16 protein-coding genes are annotated in these 19,228 nt (G+C 55.0%); all 16 read left to right on the top strand.

Going from position 1 to position 19,228, the window contains the following annotated elements; genetic code table 11:
* Window positions 1-250 precede the first annotated feature (250 nt).
* Window positions 251-931, top strand: a complete 681-nt coding sequence (locus RDN69_RS02895) for a response regulator transcription factor (protein ID WP_024047967.1) — start codon at window positions 251-253, stop codon at window positions 929-931.
* The gene (locus RDN69_RS02890) at window positions 915-2,384 is read left to right on the top strand and encodes a cell wall metabolism sensor histidine kinase WalK (protein ID WP_288218224.1); all 1,470 of its coding nucleotides are present in this window, start codon (window positions 915-917) and stop codon (window positions 2,382-2,384) included. Before RDN69_RS02895 ends, RDN69_RS02890 begins: the two co-directional genes overlap by 17 nt.
* Before the next feature lie 117 nt (window positions 2,385-2,501).
* A complete protein-coding gene (locus tag RDN69_RS02885; protein ID WP_273260152.1) occupies window positions 2,502-3,359 on the top strand; it encodes an energy-coupling factor transporter ATPase in 858 nt (285 codons plus the stop codon).
* Window positions 3,335-4,234 carry an energy-coupling factor transporter ATPase gene (locus RDN69_RS02880; protein WP_273260155.1) on the top strand — a complete coding sequence of 300 codons (900 nt, stop codon included), beginning with the start codon at window positions 3,335-3,337 and terminating at the stop codon, window positions 4,232-4,234. Before RDN69_RS02885 ends, RDN69_RS02880 begins: the two co-directional genes overlap by 25 nt.
* The gene (locus tag RDN69_RS02875) at window positions 4,234-5,034 is read left to right on the top strand and encodes an energy-coupling factor transporter transmembrane protein EcfT (protein ID WP_273260219.1); all 801 of its coding nucleotides are present in this window, start codon (window positions 4,234-4,236) and stop codon (window positions 5,032-5,034) included. The genes RDN69_RS02880 and RDN69_RS02875 overlap by 1 nt, the downstream gene beginning before the upstream one ends.
* Complete coding sequence (gene truA, locus RDN69_RS02870) at window positions 5,022-5,828, top strand: tRNA pseudouridine(38-40) synthase TruA (RefSeq protein ID WP_273260157.1); 807 nt, start codon at window positions 5,022-5,024, stop codon at window positions 5,826-5,828. Before RDN69_RS02875 ends, truA begins: the two co-directional genes overlap by 13 nt.
* Window positions 5,829-6,173: 345 nt before the next feature.
* Window positions 6,174-6,809, top strand: coding sequence for a PdaC/SigV domain-containing protein (locus tag RDN69_RS02865; RefSeq protein WP_273260158.1), 636 nt, complete (start codon window positions 6,174-6,176; stop codon window positions 6,807-6,809).
* Window positions 6,810-6,879: 70 nt separating this feature from the next.
* Window positions 6,880-7,512 carry a DUF3298 and DUF4163 domain-containing protein gene (locus RDN69_RS02860; protein ID WP_288218223.1) on the top strand — a complete coding sequence of 211 codons (633 nt, stop codon included), beginning with the start codon at window positions 6,880-6,882 and terminating at the stop codon, window positions 7,510-7,512.
* A 31-nt stretch (window positions 7,513-7,543) separates the two neighbouring features.
* Window positions 7,544-9,292 carry a 2-oxoacid:acceptor oxidoreductase subunit alpha gene (locus RDN69_RS02855; protein ID WP_273260162.1) on the top strand — a complete coding sequence of 583 codons (1,749 nt, stop codon included), beginning with the start codon at window positions 7,544-7,546 and terminating at the stop codon, window positions 9,290-9,292.
* Window positions 9,292-10,155 carry a 2-oxoacid:ferredoxin oxidoreductase subunit beta gene (locus RDN69_RS02850; protein ID WP_024048685.1) on the top strand — a complete coding sequence of 288 codons (864 nt, stop codon included), beginning with the start codon at window positions 9,292-9,294 and terminating at the stop codon, window positions 10,153-10,155. Before RDN69_RS02855 ends, RDN69_RS02850 begins: the two co-directional genes overlap by 1 nt.
* A 180-nt stretch (window positions 10,156-10,335) precedes the next feature.
* Window positions 10,336-11,100 (top strand): ABC transporter permease, encoded by a 765-nt coding sequence (locus RDN69_RS02845; RefSeq protein WP_024048684.1) that lies wholly within the window; start codon window positions 10,336-10,338, stop codon window positions 11,098-11,100.
* Window positions 11,101-11,109: 9 nt separating this feature from the next.
* The gene (locus tag RDN69_RS02840) at window positions 11,110-11,862 is read left to right on the top strand and encodes an ABC transporter ATP-binding protein (protein WP_024048683.1); all 753 of its coding nucleotides are present in this window, start codon (window positions 11,110-11,112) and stop codon (window positions 11,860-11,862) included.
* A complete protein-coding gene (locus RDN69_RS02835; RefSeq protein ID WP_024048682.1) occupies window positions 11,859-12,971 on the top strand; it encodes an MlaD family protein in 1,113 nt (370 codons plus the stop codon). The genes RDN69_RS02840 and RDN69_RS02835 overlap by 4 nt, the downstream gene beginning before the upstream one ends.
* 27 nt (window positions 12,972-12,998) lie before the next feature.
* Window positions 12,999-14,651, top strand: coding sequence for a TolC family protein (locus tag RDN69_RS02830; protein WP_273260168.1), 1,653 nt, complete (start codon window positions 12,999-13,001; stop codon window positions 14,649-14,651).
* 42 nt (window positions 14,652-14,693) lie between these two features.
* A complete protein-coding gene (locus RDN69_RS02825; protein ID WP_273261706.1) occupies window positions 14,694-18,956 on the top strand; it encodes a translocation/assembly module TamB domain-containing protein in 4,263 nt (1,420 codons plus the stop codon).
* 9 nt (window positions 18,957-18,965) lie between these two features.
* Window positions 18,966-19,228 (top strand): sigma factor (locus tag RDN69_RS02820; protein ID WP_288218222.1); only part of this gene is annotated, 263 nt, incomplete at its 3' end.

Raw genomic sequence — 19,228 nt, 5'->3', positions numbered from 1 at the left:
AAGTCCGCGACAGTCGTTTTCGGCGCGTAATACAAGGAGTTAAAGTTTTGCACGTTGTTTTTTATAAAATCATTGTTAACATATATTTTTTAATAAACAAACGAATTTTGGAAAATACGATTGAATTATCGGCGGCGGTTCGGTATAGTAAACACAGATGCGGCACTTCGCAGAAGATGCTTTGCATATTACAAGACTATTGCTTGTTACTTATTCGGAACGGAGTAGGAACCTGTTAGGAGGAACCGAAATGAACGGAAAAATTTTAATTGTCGAAGACGAAAAGAAAATTGCCCGCTTTTTACAGCTGGAATTGGAACATGACGGCTATGAATGCGTGCTCGATTTTACCGGTGGCGGCGTCATCGATCATATCGGCCAGGGGCACTTTGATTTGATTTTGTTGGATTTAATGTTGCCGGAGGAAGACGGCTTTTCGATTATCAAACGCGTGCGCGAGATGAGCAATATACCGATTCTCGTGCTTTCGGCGAAAGATGATGTCGATTCCAAGGTGAAAGGTTTGGATCTCGGCGCGGACGATTACCTCACCAAGCCGTTCTCGAGTAAAGAACTTTTGGCGCGTATTCGCGCACTGCTGCGCAAAAAGGTCGGCGGAGATAAACTCAACGAATCTTCGTACCATATCAAAGATCTGTACATTTTCCCGGATCGCCATGAAGTGCAGGTCGGCACGACGATCATCAATTTGACGAAGAAAGAATTCGAATTGTTGACGTATCTTGCGAAAAACAAAAACATCGTGTTGGGACGCGATCGCATTCTGGAAGATGTTTGGGGTTATGATTATGTCGGCGACACCAATATCGTCGATGTGTATATCCGTTATCTGCGCAGCAAGGTGGATGAAGTAGTCGGTAAGAAGTACATCCACACGGTGCGGGGCATCGGCTATGTCGCCCGCGATTAAGGAGTGGCTGCGTAAACTTCAAAAATTTAATCAATCGTTGTCCGTCAAGTTGACGTTTATGTACGGCGGGATGATGTTTCTCATCCTGATTTTTACCGCGTTTCTTGCGATCGGTAGCGTCCATTACCTCTTGATGCGACAGCTTCAATTTGACGTGCGCATGAGCGCACGTCAAACTGTTTTTTACCTCGATCATCACGGTCAGGTGGACGCGAGTATTTTCCAAGGGCAAAACGTGCTGACGTACGTCAATCTTGTGGTGTACAACGACAAAGGGCGTCCGATTCTTGACAATATCGCCCGTTACGAGCCCGGGCAGCCGCTGACGCTGGAGCAGCTGCGCCAGCTGAACGAAACGGATCCCGACGGCGCTCACTTTGAGATTGTTGATACGGAAAATGAACTGACTTATCGCTATCTCAGACGCTGGGAATCGGCGGACGGCCGGGTCTACTACTTGCAGTTTATCCGCAGCGCGCAACGCGAACGCTTTTTCATCGAGCTTTTGATTCGCCAGATCCTCGTGACGGTGCTCGCCAGCTTGGGCGTCACGATTTTAGCGGGCGTGGTGCTGACGAATAAAGTGCTCGCCCCGCTGCGCGCGATGAAAGAACCGCTGAAACATATCGAAGTCAATGAAATGGGCTACCGCATCCCGTTGCCGGAATCGCGCGACGAACAGTACGAATTGGCGGTGACGATTAATCGCACGCTCGATCGTATCGAGCACGGGGTCGCGCAGCAGCGGCAGTTCGTCAGCGACGCGTCGCACGAGTTGCGCACGCCGATTACGGTGATCAACGGGTATACGGATCTGTTGATTCGTTGGGGGGCGCAGGATCCCGAGACGCTTTCGGAATCGCTGGCGGCGATTCAGGCGGAAACGGAATACATGCGGCAGCTGATTGAGCATTTGCTCTTTATCGCGCGCGCGAGCGCCGGCGAACTCAATATTCGCTTGCGGCCGTTGGAAACATCGGAGATTGTGCGGGAAGTGTGGAACGGCCTGCAGATCGCGGATCGACAGGGACCGCACCACGAGCTGTATTTAGCGGCGAATGAATCGGCGCTGATTGAGGCGGACGACGCGCTCTTCAAACAATTGTTGCGTATTTTCCTCGACAACGCGGTGAAGTACACGCCGGAGGGTCGACGGATCATGCTTTCGGCCACCGTCACGGACGCGCAATATATTGTCGCGATCATGGACGAAGGCGTCGGCATTTCGGAAAAAGATTTACCGAATATCTTCACGCGTTTCTATCGCGTCGATTCCTCGCGAACCAAAGCAACAGGCGGTACCGGTTTGGGATTGGCGATCGCGCGTGACATCATCGACATGCATCACGCGTCAATTGAAGTCACGTCGGAACTCGGGTCCGGCACGACATTTACGATTACGTTCCCGCTACTTTCCGAGGAAGGTTCTGCGGATATTTCACCGGAAGAATAAAGAAGGAGGTTACGACCTCCTTTTTTTATGTTTTGATTGTTATCTTTTGTAACTTTCGAATGTTGATTGTGGTAAAATGGATAAGATGTAATTTTATTTTTAAGGGAAAGGAACGGTATGGAACAACAACCGTTAATGTTTGATATCCGTCATATGGCGCATGCCTATGTCGATGAAGAGGGCAACATGGGGTACGCGCTCCGTGATGTCAGTGTACAAATCAAACGCGGCGAATTTGTGGCTGTCATCGGTACGAACGGCAGCGGCAAGTCGACGTTTGCCAAACATTTGAATGCGCTTTTGCTGCCCACGGAAGGAGACGTCTTGGTGGACGGGATCTCGGTGCGCGATGAAGCGAGAGTTTGGGATATTCGCAGCCGCGTCGGCATGGTTTTTCAAAATCCGGATAACCAAATTGTGGCGGCGGTTGTCGAAGAAGATGTGGCGTTCGGCCCGGAAAATCTCGGCGTGCCGCGCGAACAACTGCAGGAGCGTGTCGATGCGGCTCTGGCGGCGGTCGATATGACGGCGTATCGCAAGCACGCGCCGCATATGCTTTCGGGCGGGCAAAAACAGCGCGTCGCGATCGCGGGCGTGTTGGCGATGCAACCGGAATGCATTGTTCTTGACGAACCGACGGCGATGCTCGATCCGCGCGGTCGTGAAGAGGTCATGAGTACGGTATGCGCGTTGCATGACAAACGCGGGATGACCGTCGTGTACATTACGCATTTTATGGAAGAGGCCGCGCAAGCCGATCGTATTCTCGTCATGATCCAAGGCGAGCTGGTCATGGACGGCACACCGCGCGAAGTGTTTGCCGATGTGGACCGCTTAAAGAAACTCGGTCTCGATGTTCCGGTCGCCGCCGAAGTGGCGCACGATTTGCGCGCGGCGGGGATACCTTTGCGGGAACATATTATTACGGATGAAGAATTGGGAGAGGCGCTATGTCAATACAACTCAAAGGGGTAAGTTATACCTACGGCGCCGGTACTCCGTATGAAAAGAAGGCCTTGCGCAATATCAATCTGGAAATTAAAGAAGGCGAATTCGTCGGCATTATCGGCCATACGGGATCGGGAAAATCGACCTTGGTGCAGCATTTGAACGGTCTTTTGCTGCCGACCTCGGGTACGGTCACGGTCGACGGCGTCGACCTCACCGGTAAAACCGCCGCGGCGCGCAAGGCGCGACACAGCGTCGGCATGGTATTTCAGTATCCGGAGCATCAGCTCTTTGAAGAAACGATTCGCGCCGATATTGCGTTCGGCCCGACCAACCTCGGACTTTCACCGGCGAAGATTGATGAACGGGTCCGTGTGGCGATGCGCTTTGTGGGCTTGCCCTATGATGAATTCGCGGAGCGCTCACCGTTCCGCCTTTCCGGCGGTCAGCAACGGCGTGTGGCGATCGCGGGCGTGATTGCGATGCACCCGCGCTACCTCGTTTTGGATGAACCGTCGGCGGGCTTGGATCCGATCGGTCGACAGGAGATTTTCGATCGCGTGAAAGAATGGCATAAAGATCGGCGCTTTACGGTTATTTTGGTGTCTCACAATATGGAAGATATTTCCCGCTTGGCATCCCGCGTGATTGTCTTGAACAAAGGGGAAATCCTGCTCGACGGCAACCCGTTGGATATTTTTATCAATCGTCGCGCGGAACTCGCCGCGGCGGGTGTGGAAGCGCCGCCGGTGTCGCGCCTTTTAGCGCGCATCAATGAGTGCGGCTGCGCGGTCGATGAACGCGCGATTGAACCGGAAGAGGCGACGGCCAATATTTTGGCGGCTCTCGGGAAAACACCGCAACCGAATGCCGTTCACGGTGCGTTGCAGGGGAGACAATGATGCTGGGCAATATTACATTAGGACAATACTATCCGACAAAATCATTTATGCATCGCCTCGATCCGCGCACGAAGATTCTCTGCACGATGATTTTCATCGTCGGGATTTTTCTCGCCGATACATGGGTCGCGTACGGTGTGGTGACGGCATTTGTACTGCTGGGCATCGCGCTTTCAAATTTGCCGTTATCGCTCGTGTGGAAGGCGGTCAAACCGCTTTGGATTATTATCGTTTTCACGATGGTGATCCATGTCTTCACCACTCCGGGTACGCTCGTTTGGCAATGGGGCTGGCTGCACGTGACGGAAGAAGGCTTGCGGCAAGGCGCGATGATGACGATGCGACTGGTCTATTTAATCAGTTTTTCCGCGCTGCTTACGTACACCACGAGCCCGATCGTTTTGACCGACGGCATTGAACAACTGCTGAACCCGTTCCGCGGCATCGGCGTGCCGGCGCATGAATTGGCAATGATGATGACGATCGCGCTGCGGTTTATTCCGACATTGCTGCAGGAAACCGAACGCATCATGAAAGCGCAAAAAGCGCGCGGGGCGGATTTTGAATCCGGCAACCTGATCCGTCGCGGCAAAGCGTTGGTGCCGCTGATGGTGCCGCTGTTTGTGAGCGCTTTTCGGCGCGCGGATGAACTCGCGACCGCGATGGAAGCGCGTTGCTACCGCGGCGGTGAAAATCGGACGCGGCTGCATGAGCTGCATTACGAAAATGTGGACATGGTCGCGTTTGCGGGAACGATCGCGGTCGTTTTGGTACTAGTGATTCTGCGATGGCTGCACTGAGAAATATCCACATCACTGTCGCGTATGACGGCAGTCCCTTTGTCGGGTTTCAACGACAGTTGAACGGCATGGCGGTGCAGGAAGTGATCGAAGACGTACTGCAACGTATTTTAGGACAGAAGACGACGCTGTACTTCGTGGCGCGCACCGACTCGGGCGTGCACGCATGGGCGCAGGAGTGCACGTTCTATACGACCGGCACGATTCCCGGCGAACGGTTCGCATCCGCGATGAATGCGCTTTTGCCGCCGGCCGTGCGAGTGCGGAAAAGCTGCGAAGTGCCGGAAGATTACAGCGTACGTCGACAAAATACGGGCAAGACTTATCTCTACCAGATTTTGCGCGGCCGCGACGACGACCCGTTTCGTTATCGCTACGTCTGGCGGCTCGGGTACACGCTTGATTTGGCGACCATGCGCGCGGCGGCGCAAGTATTATGCGGCACGCATGATTTTACGGCGTATCGCGGTAACAATTCCGTGCCGAGCAATCCGGTGCGCACGATTTATGACATTCATCTCGAGGAAGCGGGCGACCTGCTGAAAATTTACGTGACGGGCGACGGCTTCTTATACAAAATGGTGCGCAATATTGTCGGGGCGCTCGTTGATTGCGGTCGCGGTCGTAAAACGCCGGCCGATCTTGTCGCGATCGGGGAAAGCAAAGATCGCCGCCTTCTCGGCATGACCGCGCCGGCGCAGGGGCTTTGCCTTTTGCATGTGTATTTTGACGCCGTCACACCGAAGGCGATCGCCGAAGCGCGAACGCTTGCCGTGCCGTTGTGGCAAATGTAAATGCGCGGCGATATGCGTTTACCAATAAAATAAAAACAGACCTTCGCGGTCTGTTTTTGTTTTCTGCCGGCATAATGTGCGTATGTCGTGTCAGCGTATGCGGCGGGCGTGAAAGCGGCGTTGTATTCCGAGCTTGTCCGGCCGCGCACGGTTCGACCGAGCGGCCGCCGTTGTTCCGCTTTGGAAAAAGAAATAAATCATTGTAAAATAAAAGTAACGAGCGTAGGCACGTATTGACGCAGAGCCCGCGTGAAAAGTTTTTCACAACCTTCTTTAGGGTGGCATACCTGCGTCGAATAGCGTACACTTATAAGAGAGAGTTTTGTAAAAGAACGGAGGAATTCCATGAAAAATATGCGTAAATTAACTTTACTTTGCGGTTTACTGACCGCGGTTTCACTCAGCGCCTGCGCGATGCCGACGACGACAACGACATGGAGTCAGGGCGAGGTAAAAATCGCCGGGCAACCGGTCGCTTCCGCGAGCATTAATAAAGCATTGGCTCATTATGCGAGTGAAGCGCGCCAAAATGGCGAAAAAATTCAGGCCGAAGCGAAAAGCATGCAGGAACGCAGCTGGTCGTACGAACATAACTACACGCAAAAAGCGACGTACTGCGGCGAACAATATATTTCCTTTTTGACGGAGGAATATACGTACGAAGGCGGTCCGCACGGCTATACCGAAACGCGCGGACTCGTGTTCGCCACGAAGACGGGCGCGGAAGTCACGCTGGAGCAATATCTCGGTCGTTCCCGCGCGGAGTTGCGGGCGCTGCTGGGAGATGTGGTCCGCAACGATTTGGACGCGCGCGATGTAGCGTATTTTGAAGACGAGTTGCCGGCGGCGCTGGCGACGGATGCGCCGTACAATTATTATCTCGATCAGGCGGGACGCGCGATGTTGCTGTTCAACCAGTATGAAATCGCACCGTACTCCTCGGGATTGATCAGCGTCGATGTGTCGTCGCTGCGTAAATAAATCGGACAGGTGCGCTGTCGGTCGACGGCAGTCATTAAAAATTATGGAATAAGAGCACAGGAGGATTTTTATGAAAAAATTATTTCTTTTAGCAGGCGTCATGATGACGCTCGCGCTCGGCACGGCGAGCGCCAACGACTACAGTGATGTGGCGGGAGTTACCGTGAGCCTTTCCGAACGGCCGCGCGTGGAAGCAAAGATCAATGCGATGCTTGCGAAAGATGTGGCGCGTGCGCAGCATGCGGGTGCGCAATTACTGGCGAAAGAAGCGCCGGCGACGGGCCCCGTATTGGATCACTGGCAGATGTACAGCCAACAAGTGACCTACCAGAGCGACCGCTATCTTTCCGTGGTAGCGAAGGGCACCTCGTTTGACGGCGGCGCGCATCCCGATACGCAATGGCGGGCTTGGGTGTTTGATAAACAAAACGGTCAAACGGTCAAATTGGCAGACTTTTTAGGAGAACGCTCCAACGCCGCGACCAATCGGTTGGTACGCGCTTACGTGCAACGCGCGCTGGCGGCTCGGGCGATTGAATACTGGCCGGAAGAACTTGCCAAAGCGACGGCCGTCTACAATGATTTGCCGTACTATTTGAATGATCACGGCGATGCGGTAGTCATTTTTAACCCGGCGCAAATTGCTCCGTACGCGACGGGCGTGTTGGAAGTCGTCGTACCGGCGCGCTTGCAACATAACTGAAGCATAGCAGTCAGTGAAGGAGGGTTTTACTTTGCAGACGAGAGAAGATTTTGTCTGGAAGATGGGCGGCCAGCAGGGCGAAGGGATTGAATCCGGCGGTGAAATTCTCGCCAAAGTGCTTGCTGCGCTCGGCTATTCACTGTTTTCCCAGCGTTTGTTCGCGTCTCGCATCAAGGGCGGCCATACGACCTTTGCATTGCGGATCGCCAGTCACCAATTGGGAACGATCGGCGAAGGCGTGGACAACCTGATCGCGCTTGATCAGGAAACGATTGATCAGCACGGGCACGAATTGCGTTCGGGCGGCGTGTTGATCGCCGATACGATATTTGCGCCGAAAGGCGATAGTTTGCCGGAAGGCGTTACGCTCCTGGCTTTGCCGATCACAGATACCGCGAAAGAATGCGGCTCGCTGCAAATGAAAAACATTGTGGCGCTCGGCATGTCGGTCGCGTACTTAGGCTTCCCGCGGGAACGTTTTATCGCGGCGATTTCGGATCGCTTCGCGAAAAAGACGCAGGAAGTGATCGCGGCCAACGTGCGCGCCTTCAACGAAGGGGCGCGTCTGGTCGATGAGCAGAAAGATAATTTTGCCGCGCCCGGAACTTTGCCCGAACCGCCGGATGCCGATCTGCTGTTTTTGATGGGCAACGAAGCGATCGCGCTCGGCGCTCTCGCGGCGGGGGCTCGTTTTATGGCGAGCTACCCGATTACGCCGGCGTCCGAAATCATGGAATACATGATCCAGGCGATTGATCGCGTGCACGGCGCCGTTGTGCAAACGGAAGATGAACTGGCGTCCTGCATGATGGCGATCGGCGCGAACTTCGCCGGCGTCCGCGCGTTCACCGCGACATCGGGCCCGGGTCTGTCGCTGATGGCGGAATCGATTTCGCTGGCGACGATCGCGGAAATTCCGATGGTCATTATTGATGTCATGCGGGCCGGACCGTCGACGGGCATGGCGACCAAGGTCGAACAAAGCGATATCATGGCGGCGATTTACAGCGCGCACGGCGATGTGGGCAAAATTGTCGTCGCGCCGACCTCCACCGAGGAATGTTTTTACGTGACGGCGGAAGCGTTCAATCTCGCGGAACAATACCAATGTCCGGTCATTGTCTTGGCCGATTTGCAGCAGGGCTTGAATAAACAGAGCGTACCGGCGCTCGATCTCAGCCGCGTCAAAATTGAACGCGGTAATTTGCAGACGAAGGATTTGCCGGAACTGACCCGACCGGATTATTTCGCGCGTTTCGCCGATACCGAATCGGGCATTTCGCCGCGCACGATTCCGGGCACGCCGAACGGCATGTTTCTGTCCACCGGTTTGGAACACGACACGGTCGGTAAGCCGGCGGAAGCGCCGTCGAATCGCGTCGTGCAGACGGATAAACGTTTGCGCAAATTCACGACGGTGGCCGATCATTTCGCGCCGCTCGCCGTCGATGCGCCGACGGAAGAGGCCGACGTGCTGCTGATTTCGATCAATTCCGCCTGCGGCGCGGCCGCGGAGGCGGCGGAACACTTGCGCAAGGAAGGCATTAAAGTCAACCGCATCGGTTTGCGGCTCCTGGAGCCGTTCCGGACGGAAGCTTTGCGCCCGTATGTCGAAAAGGCGAAAAAAGTGCTCGTACTCGAGCAAAACGCGACGGGGCAACTTACTCAGCTCCTGACGATGCATTTGCCCGAATTGGCACCGTTTTCCATGTTGAAACGTTATGACGGACTGACACTGACGCCGAGTCAGATTGTGGCCCGCGTCAAGGAGGTGCTCTGATGGCGAACGCACGGGAGTATAAAAACGCGATTCAGCCGAACTGGTGCCCCGGCTGCGGCGACTTCGGCATTCAGATGGCGATTCAGGAGGCCGCTTCGAAACGCAACATTCCTTTTGAAAAATTAATGCTGATTTCCGGCATCGGTTGTTCGAGCCGCATCGGCGGTTACCTGTATTGCTACGGCGCGCATACGACGCACGGTCGCGCGTTGCCGTTCGCGCAGGGCGTGAAACTGGCGAACCGCGACTTGGAAGTGGTGGTCTGCTCGGGTGACGGCGACGCGTACGCGATCGGCATGGGTCACACCATCCATGCGATCAAACGCAATTTGAACATTACCTACATCGTTTTCGATAACCATGTCTACGGTCTTACCAAAGGCCAGACCAGTCCGCGCAGCTCGCTCGGCTTCGTGACCAAGACAACGCCGCACGGCAATGTGGAAACGCCGCTGGCGGTATCGTCGATGGCGCTGGCCGCCGGCGCGGGATTTGTGGCGCAGGGATACGCGCTGGACCGGCGCGGTCTCGTAGATATCATCATGCGCGGCATGGATTACCACGGTTTCTCTTTCATCAACGTCTTTACGCCTTGCGTCACGTACAATAAATACAATACGTACGAATGGTTCAAAGAACATCTCACCGATGTGAAAGATGTGGCCGATTACGATCCCGCCGATAAAGCGCGCGCGTTGACGCTGTTGAATGAACGCGAAGGCTTGATCACCGGCGTGCTCTACGAGGAAAAAGATCGTCCGAGTTATGAAGACTTGATTGATCTTGCGGAAGAGCCGTTGGCCGCCAAGGTCGAAACGATAAATGAAAAAACATTTACCGATCTCATTGCGGCGTTTCGTTAATCCCCTGAAACAGGGACAAAATAATACAAAAGCAGCTGGTATTGCACAGCTGTTTTTAAAATTCCGGGAAAACGGCCCGCGCGCCTGCCGGAAAAATGAAAAGTGCGCTTTATACGGGGACGTCGGGGCGTTAAATGTGCTAAAATAAATCATAATAGTGTCTTTAGGAGGAAGCGCGTTGTGAACGAATTGTTGACCTCGCTCGGACGTTCAACGATATATGTTTTGGCGCAGATCGGCGCCGCCGTTCAATTGTTGATCGCGGCATGGCAGCGCATTACTTCGCTCAATATGCGTCAAACGACGAAACAGATGGCGCTGCTGGGCGTTGGTTCTTTCCCGATTGTCGCGCTGACGCTGCTGTTCACCGGCATGGTGTTGACTTTGCAGATCGCCACCGAATTGTCGCGTTTCGGCGCGCAATTTTCCATCGGCGCGATCGTTTCGCTCGGGTTGGGACGCGAATTGGGTCCGGTATTATGCGGCGTCGTTTTGGCGGGCCGCGGCGGCGCGGCGATCACGGCCGAGATCGGCACGATGAAAGTCACCGAGCAGATCGACGCTTTGCGCGTGCTGGCGACTGATCCGATCAGCTACCTCGTGGTGCCGCGCATGGCGGCGTGCATGATCATGTTGCCGCTTTTAAATGTATTGGGATTGATCATCGGCACTTTCGGCGGCGTTTTGGTCTGCACATTGAATAACGGTATTTCTGCTTACACGTTTTGGCGTTCGATAGAGATGTTTGTCACGCCGAGTGATGTCTATCTCGGCATGATTAAAGCGGTCGTCTTCGGGATGATTGTCGCGGTCGTCGGCTGCAGCCGCGGCATGCTCGCGACCGCCGGCGCGGAAGGCGTCGGCAAAGCGGCGACCGAAACCGTGGTGTATTCGATTATGATGATTTTTGCCGTCAACTATTTGTTGTCGAGCGTTTTATTTTAAGAGGCGAAGATGATTGAATTACAGGACGTGACGGTACGCTTCGGCGAACGCGAAATCCTGCGCGGCGTGGATCTGACCGTGGCGGCGGGAGAAACGCTCGTAATTTTGGGCGCATCCGGCTCGGGCAAATCGACGATTCTTCGCGTCCTCATCGGCTTGGTCAAACCGACCTCGGGACGCGTTTTGATCGATGGCGTCGATGTGACGGATTACAGCGAACGGCAGTGGAACGAAGTGCGACGCCACATGGGCTATGTATTTCAATATTCCGCGCTGTTTGACTCGATGACCGTCGGCGAAAATGTCGCCTTCGGCTTGGTGCGGCAAAATGAATTAAATAAAGACGAAATCGCAGCGCATGTTCGCGAACGTTTGCAATTGGTGGGACTCGCGGATTGGCAAGATGCGTTACCGCAGCAGTTGTCCGGCGGCATGAAAAAACGCGTCGCGTTGGCGCGCGCGCTGGCGACCGAACCGAAAGTCGTTTTATATGACGAACCGACGGCGGGGCTCGATCCGATCAGCGCGGCGACGGTCGATCGTCTGATCCTCCGTGCGCAGCATCAATACGGCACGAGCGGCGTGGTCGTTACGCATGAACTCGATTCGGCACGAACCGTCGCCGATCGTCTCGCGTTTTTACATCAGGGGCGTTTTATTGCGGATGCACCGGCCGATACATTTTGGCAATCGGACAATCCGCTCGTACAGAATTTTTTACAGGGCAAAAGCGAATTGGATGAGGAGGAGCGACGCCCATGAAGTGGTCAACAGAGGCCAAGGTCGGAGCGTTTACCTTAGCGGGGCTGATCGCGACGGCGATCGTCTTGGCACAACTTTCAAACTTTGTATTTTTCGGCAAAAAAGGCTACGACGTCTACGGCATTTTCCCGGAAGTGAACGGTTTGGCGCAGGGCAATCAGGTGCGCTATTCCGGCGTGGAAGTCGGCAAAGTCGAAGAGGTGTCGTCACTGCCGAACGGCGCAAAAGTTCGGTTGCGCATTTACGACGGCATTTCGATTCCGAAAGATTCCTATTTCGCGGTCGAAGCGGACGGCGTGATGGGCGAAAAATTTATTCGCATTACGCCCGGCGATTTGAAAAACGGCGCGCTGCAACCGGGTGACACGATCACAGGCGGCATGCCCGGCGGCATTGATGCGATCATGCGGGAAACCAACCGTCTGCTCGCCAAGACGCAGGAAGCGATGGACAGTGTCAACAAAGTAATCGGCGATCCCGTTATGCAAGAGCAGCTGCGCGCCACGGTGGCCAATGCCAATGACATGACGGCGCGGATGATCGTGCTGACATCTTCGCTGCAGCAAATGACCAACGATGTGAATTTACTGCTCGCGCGGTTGGATGCCGACGGTAAATTAACCGATGATTTACGGGCGACCGCGGAAAACTTTCGCGTGACGAGTGAAAACGCGCGACGGATTTCCGGTCGCATCGGCGGAATCCAACGGTCGTCGCTCACCATGCCCGGCGAAGTCGAGATGTTATATAATACGGACAAGCATAAAACATCACTGAACGCCAATTGGCGCATCGGTAACGAAAATACGTTCGGCCTGATCGGCGCGGAAGATATCGGTAAAGGTACGCTGGCCAACTTGCAATACGGCAAGCATAACGGACGCTGGTCGCTACGAGCCGGTTTGATTCGCGGCGAGGTCGGAGCGGGGGCTGATTATGAGATCGGTAAAGGACTGTTCACGGTCGATGCGTATAATTTAGATGATCCCGAATACCGGTTGCGCGCGCGTTGGCCGGTGGCGGAGGACTGGTCGGCTGTCGTCCAGTCGATTTTCCCGGAAAGCGCGACCAACGGCGGTTACTATTTCGGTGTCAACCACACCTTTTAAAAGTGTAGAGAGTAAGAGGAGATCAACATGAACTATGCGAAAATTGCCGCGGTACTCGCGGCTGCCACTTTAGTGGGTCAAGGATTGGTGTTTGCGGCCCAGGATCCGCTTGCAGCGACGACGAAGATCGTCAATACGACGGACGCGTTGCAACAGGAAAACGTTCCGTCGCTCGTCGATCCGAAGGAAGAACTGGCGCCGCAGACGCTGAAGCTGTCCCTGCCGGAAGCGGTACAGATCGCCGTGGTCAATCATTATGCCGTGCATATCGCGGAAGCGAAATGGCAAGCGGCCAATGCGGCCATCAGCGAAATAGCGGCCAAAAAGAATCCGAGCATTGATTTCCAGTTTGGTGCTTCGAAATTTAAAGAAAAAAGCCAGACGGTAGCTGTGCCGCGTCCGCTCGGACCGGAGCATGCCGCTAAAGTCGACGCGACCGCGCAGACGATACTGAACGCGTTGCAGCAGGTGAATCCGGCGGTCAATATGACGCTCGAAGATTTGAAAAAAACGGACTTATATAAAGGTCTCACAACGCAAACGGTACCGATGACATTTGCGCAGGATCGCGGTTTTCAAAACACGCTTTCGGTTACTTGGCCGATTTGGACGGGCGGTCGTGTCGAAAGCGCGGTAGCGGCGGCGCGTTACGGCCGTGACGCGGCGGAGTGGGGCATCTATAAAGAAGAAGCGGATTTGAAATATAAAGTCACACAAGGCTACTATCAGTTGATGGAAGCGCAGCATTTTGCCGATATCGCCAACACCGCCGTGGAAAATCTGACGGCGCATGTCAAAAACGTTACGCAGATTTATAACGCGGGCGTCGTGGCGCGGATCGACGTGCTTTCGTCTGAAGTCGCCTTAGCGGATGCGCGGGAAAAACAAATTAAAGCGCAAAACGCCGTGCAACTCGCGCGCGCCAACATGAGCAATCTGTTGCGTCTGCCGACGGTTACGACGGTCGTACCGGACACCAATGAGTTGCCGCACCGCGCGATTACGATTCAGCGCGCGCAGGCGATCGACTATGCACTGGCGCATCGTTGGGAATTGCAGCAGGCGGCATTGAATGTCAAAGCCAGTGAAGAAAAATTGAATGTCGCGAAGGCCGGCAATAAACCGACCGTCGCGTTGACGGCCAACATGAGCTGGCAGGACAAAGATTTCCCGGGCTTTGAAAATGAAGACTGGAAAGTCGCCGGCGGCGTGAGCTGGCCGCTCTATGACGGCGGCGCCACTACGGGAAAAGTAAAGGGCGCGAAAGCGGACCTTGCCGCGGCGGAAGAAACCTATCTGCAGGCGCGCGGCCAAATCGAATTGGATGTGACGCAGGCCTACTTGAATATCGGCAGCGCGGAAGAACGGATTCAATCCACCGCGCAGGCGGTAGAGCAGGCGCGGGAAGCGTACAAGATCGCGCGCATCCGCTATCGTGCCGGCGTCGGCATCAACTTGGATGTCCTGGATGCGCAACTCGCGTTGGATCAGGCGCGCACGAATTACATCACCGCGCTGTACGATTACAATACGGGTCTTGCCCGCTTGGAACAGGCGATGGGCGTACCGGCCGTCGTACGTTACGATGAAAAAGGGAATGTCATTGCGCCGGTCGAACCGATTACGCTGAGCAATGATGAAGCCATCCTGGCGACGCATAAGCAAGAAACGGAAAAATAATTTTGTAAAACAATACATGGACACTAGCGAGGAGGCATGTCCGTGCGACGTTTGCTATTGGCGGGGGCAACGGCACTCGCCATCGGAGCGGGTGCGTTCGAGTTCTATGTCAAACCGACAGTACTCGAGCAAGCGCCGGCCCTCGTGGACGAAGCCTTGGCGACAACCGTCAACGGTACAGTCCGTTACGACAAACTGGATATAGACTGGGCCGGGAACGCGCATGTGAAAAATGCGACGGTAACCGATGCCAAGGGGCTCACGGTAGCGCGTGTTCCGGATATCGAAGTCAGCTGGAATCTGTGGCGGGCGCTCGAATATGCCATGGGTAAGCGCGCCGCTTTAGGCGTCCTTGACGGCATTACGATCGAACAGCCGGAAGTTTGGTTGCGGGAAGAACCGGACCGTTCCTGGAATATTGCCCATTTGATCCGTCCGCAGGAAACGCAGACGGAGTTCTCTTTGCGCGCCAAAATCATGATCAATCGTGGTTTGGCGCATTTGGAATTTTTACATGATCCCACCATCGATCTGACCGATGTCACGTGCGGGATGGATTTGAATGATTATCCGACCGTCACCGGCCGAGCGAAATTTTTATATAATAACGAACCCGTCACGCTGACCGGCAACTATACTGCGGCGGACGATTTTAACGCGCACGTGACGGCGAAACGCTTGCCGATCACGCTCGCGAATTACGTGCTGCGCGATGCGGCGCCGGAGATCGCGCTGCAGGCGGGTGAAATTCACAACACGGATTTGAACGTCAGTGCCGACGCCACCGGGTTACGCTATGACGGTACCGCGGAATTACGTGACGGAGCGTTGCAATACGACCGGTATAAAGTTACCGGCGCCAAGGCCGACGTGCGTTTGGCGACCCGTCGTCTGTCCGTTGCCGATATGCAGGCGCAAGTGAACGGGCAGCCGCTGACGGCCAACGGTACGATATTACTTAATGATGATCCGGCGTTGGATCTGCATTTGGCGACGACGGGCGCGGAAGTGGCGGCGCTTGCCGATGTGCCTCTTTATGGGTCGGTCGCGGCCAATATGCACGTGGGAGGCACGGTGGCGGCACCGCTGGCGGAAGGCGTCGCGATGCTGCAACGGGGGCGCTATGGCGCGACGCCGTTGGAAAATGTTTTCACCAAGTTTGTCTATCGCGGAGAGGTCGTGAACCTGCCGGAAGTGGTGGCGGGAATCGGTGACGGGCGAGTCCGCGGCAGCGGTTATTATAATTTTGCAACAAATACCGGCGCCGGTGAATATGCGGCGGAAAATATTAATTTAGCGCAGCTTCCGGAAACGGACGGTGCGTACGCCGGTACGATAAACGGTCGCGGTGCGGTCGAGCTTCATGACGGGGAAATGGCGCTGGCAACGTTTACCGGCTCAGGAACGGGCGTCAGCGGCGCGGGCATTAAGACCGATTCGCTGCGCACGTCGTTGCGCTATGAAGCGGGCGCGCTTGCGGTGCATTATCTGAACGGCACTATGGGTGACGGCACATTTACGGCGTTCGGCAACACGGATACGCCGCAGGGCATTCAAGTAGCCGCGCATCATTTACCGCTTTCATATCTTTCCGGCTTGGCCGGTGTCACTATGTCGGGGGCGGCGGATCTTACAGGACAACTTACCGGCAGCGTGTCGGCACCGCAATTCGTCGGCACGGTGAGCGCGCGTGACGGCGCCATTCACGGCCTTTCGTATACGTCGATTCACGGCGATGTGGCGTACGTCGACGATACGTTTACCACAAACCGCCTTGTCTGGCAGGATGCCGAAGGTGGTCATGTCGTTTCCGGCAACGCGCAGCTGGGCGGAGCGAAAGCGCTGGATCTTACGGTCCAAAGCGATAACATTCGACTGGAATCGTTGCTGCATGCCGCCGACTTGCCGTTGGACGCCACCGGCTGGGCCACCAATTCGCTGACCGTGCACGGCACGGTCGATCAACCGGAAGCGAGCGGTGAACTGCACCTTTGGGACGGTTCGGTGCTGGGCGAACTCTACCAGGATGTAGTCGTCCGCTATCGTTACAACGGCGATATTTTATATTTGGATGAGGCGCTGGCCTCGATGTACAACGGTACTTTGCATGCGTCAGGCACGATCGCGCCGAACGCGTTGAATGTTCAGCTGCAAGCCAGCGAAATCGATATTGATCGCGTGCTGCGAGAAAAAAATACGTACGGACTGGCGGGAACCGTATCCGCCGAAGGGGTGCTGCGCGGCACACCGGCCGATCTGCGTCTGGAAGCCGACTTCTGGGGCCATAATTTATACGCTAACGGTGAACCGATCGACGGTTTGCGCGGTCACTTGGCCTACGGCGAAGGCGTGGTGGGCTTGACGGATACGACGCTGACGCAGCGTGACGGCGTTTACCGTTTGAACGGCACGTATTGTTTGGACGGCGGCGTGTTCCGCGGTGCGGGTGATGTGGACGGAGCGGATATTGCGCGCCTCTTGAGCTTGGCGAATATTCCGCACGGCAACTTGGCCGGTCAGGTGACGGGGCATGTCGAACTCAAGGGGACGGCTGCCAACCCGAGTTTGCGTATCAATGGCAAACTGGAAAACGGCAGCATTGACGGCAAACCTTTCGGCACGACGGAAATCGATGCGGACTACGCTAATCGCGTGGCGACGATCCGCAAATTACATATGCCGATCGGCGCGGGCGTGCTCGCCGCCGCCGGTACGGCTGATCTCGACGGTGAAATCGATATGCAGGTGGCGGCGAAAGATGTCGATGTCACCTACGTCACGGCGCTGGCGGGACAACCGCTTGATCTCACGGGCAATTTGAATGTGAGCGCGGTCTTTACCGGACCGACGAAAACACCGGTGATGGATATGTCGTTCGAACTTTCGAACGGCGCATTTGCAGGCGTTACCTTTGATCGTTTCATCGGCCTGTTGAATATGCGCGATCAAATCATCGAAGTGAACCAGACTTTGCTGCAACGTGAACCGTATCAACTAAGCATGTACGGTAAGGTTCCGGTCGCCGCGTTAACGAAAGCGGGACGAGCGACGCAGTCGAATGAATCGATGAACCTGGAAATTCGCTTGGATAAAGCGGATTTGGAACTGTTGCGCGCGTTATCGCCGGCGGTTCTTTCCGCGACCGGTGAAACCAAAGGCGGCATCACGGTCACCGGCACGCTTGCGGATCCGCACATCAACGGACGCATTTTTGTCGCGGACGGTGCGGCGACGATAGAAACCATGAAAAGCCCGCTGGAACATATTCAAGCGGAATTGAAATGTAACGGTAAATCCGCCACCTGGCGCGGACAAACGACCATCGGCGGAGGCGATCTTACCACGGCGGGCGAAGTTCGCTGGACCGACTTTACCGATATGCGCTATGAAGGAACGCTGGACGCCGACGCGATCAATCCGCAGAGCTCGTACTACTCCGGTCCTTTGACGGCGCATTTACAACTTGCGCAACAGGCGGGCATGCCGTATCTTGCCGGCGATGTGCGGATTGAAAAATCCCGTTTCGATATTCCGCTGACGTTTGCGGACAGCGGTTCAACATTCCCGATGGGCTTTGATGTGAATGTTGCCATCGGCGAAAAGACACGTCTTTATAACAGCTATCTCTATGATTTGACATTGGCCGGCGATTTGCACGTCGGCGGCACGACCATGGCGCCGGATGTTGACGGCAAAGTAGTTGTGAACCACGGGTACTTGCGGTATCTGAGCAATAAATTCAAGGTCGAGGAAGGCGTGGCCGATTTCAATCGCACGCAGAGCTTCTTGCCGAATCTGCACGTGCTGGCGACGACGAAATTTAATCGTTACCGCATTCATATGCAGGCGGACGGCTTGCCTACTGCGCTCGATCTGAAACTTACGTCGGAACCGGCATTGAGCCAGGAAGAAATTGTCACGATGCTTACCTTGCACACGCGGGGCGATATCAACGACCTCGGCCGGGCGGATGCTAACGCCGTCTTGGCTTCGGCGGCGCAAGTGTTGGTTTTCGGTACGCTCGAAAGTCGCTTGCAGGATGTGTTGGGGCTCGACATGGTTCAGGTCACGACCGGCTCGGTCGATCCCTTTGAAACATCCACGGTCGCCAACCAAAGCTTTTACAACTTACAAATCGGCAAATACTTGTTCGACGACTTTATGCTGGTGCTGACAACCGGCGTCAATAACGAACAGCAAAGCGCCGGTTTCCGTTACGATATTAATCAAAACTTCCAAGCGGAAGCGTGGCTGAATAATGAAGATAATTACTATATCGGCGGCAACTGGCAGTATCGATTCTAAAGGAGTGCCATGTTAAAAGAATATTTTCAGGAACTTACCAAAATTGAATTATTGGATCCCGAAACGGAAGCTTCTTTGTGGCGCGCCTATAAAGAAAAGCAGGATCGCGGTGCCCGCCAGACATTGATCGAGCATTACCAGCCCCTGGTCGTCAAAGAAGCGATGCGCTGGCAGCTGCAGGAAGCGACCATACTGGATCTTTTGCAGGAGGGTACCGTCGGTTTGATGGAAGCGGCGGAACGGTACGAACCCGCCCGAGCGGTCGCGTTTTC

Origin of the sequence: uncultured Negativicoccus sp. (assembly GCF_902480485.1) — a bacterium.
GTDB classification, from domain to species: domain Bacteria; phylum Bacillota; class Negativicutes; order Veillonellales; family Negativicoccaceae; genus Negativicoccus; species Negativicoccus succinicivorans.
Note: the sequence above shows the minus strand (reverse complement) of the source record. Positions and strands in the feature narration are given on the sequence as shown.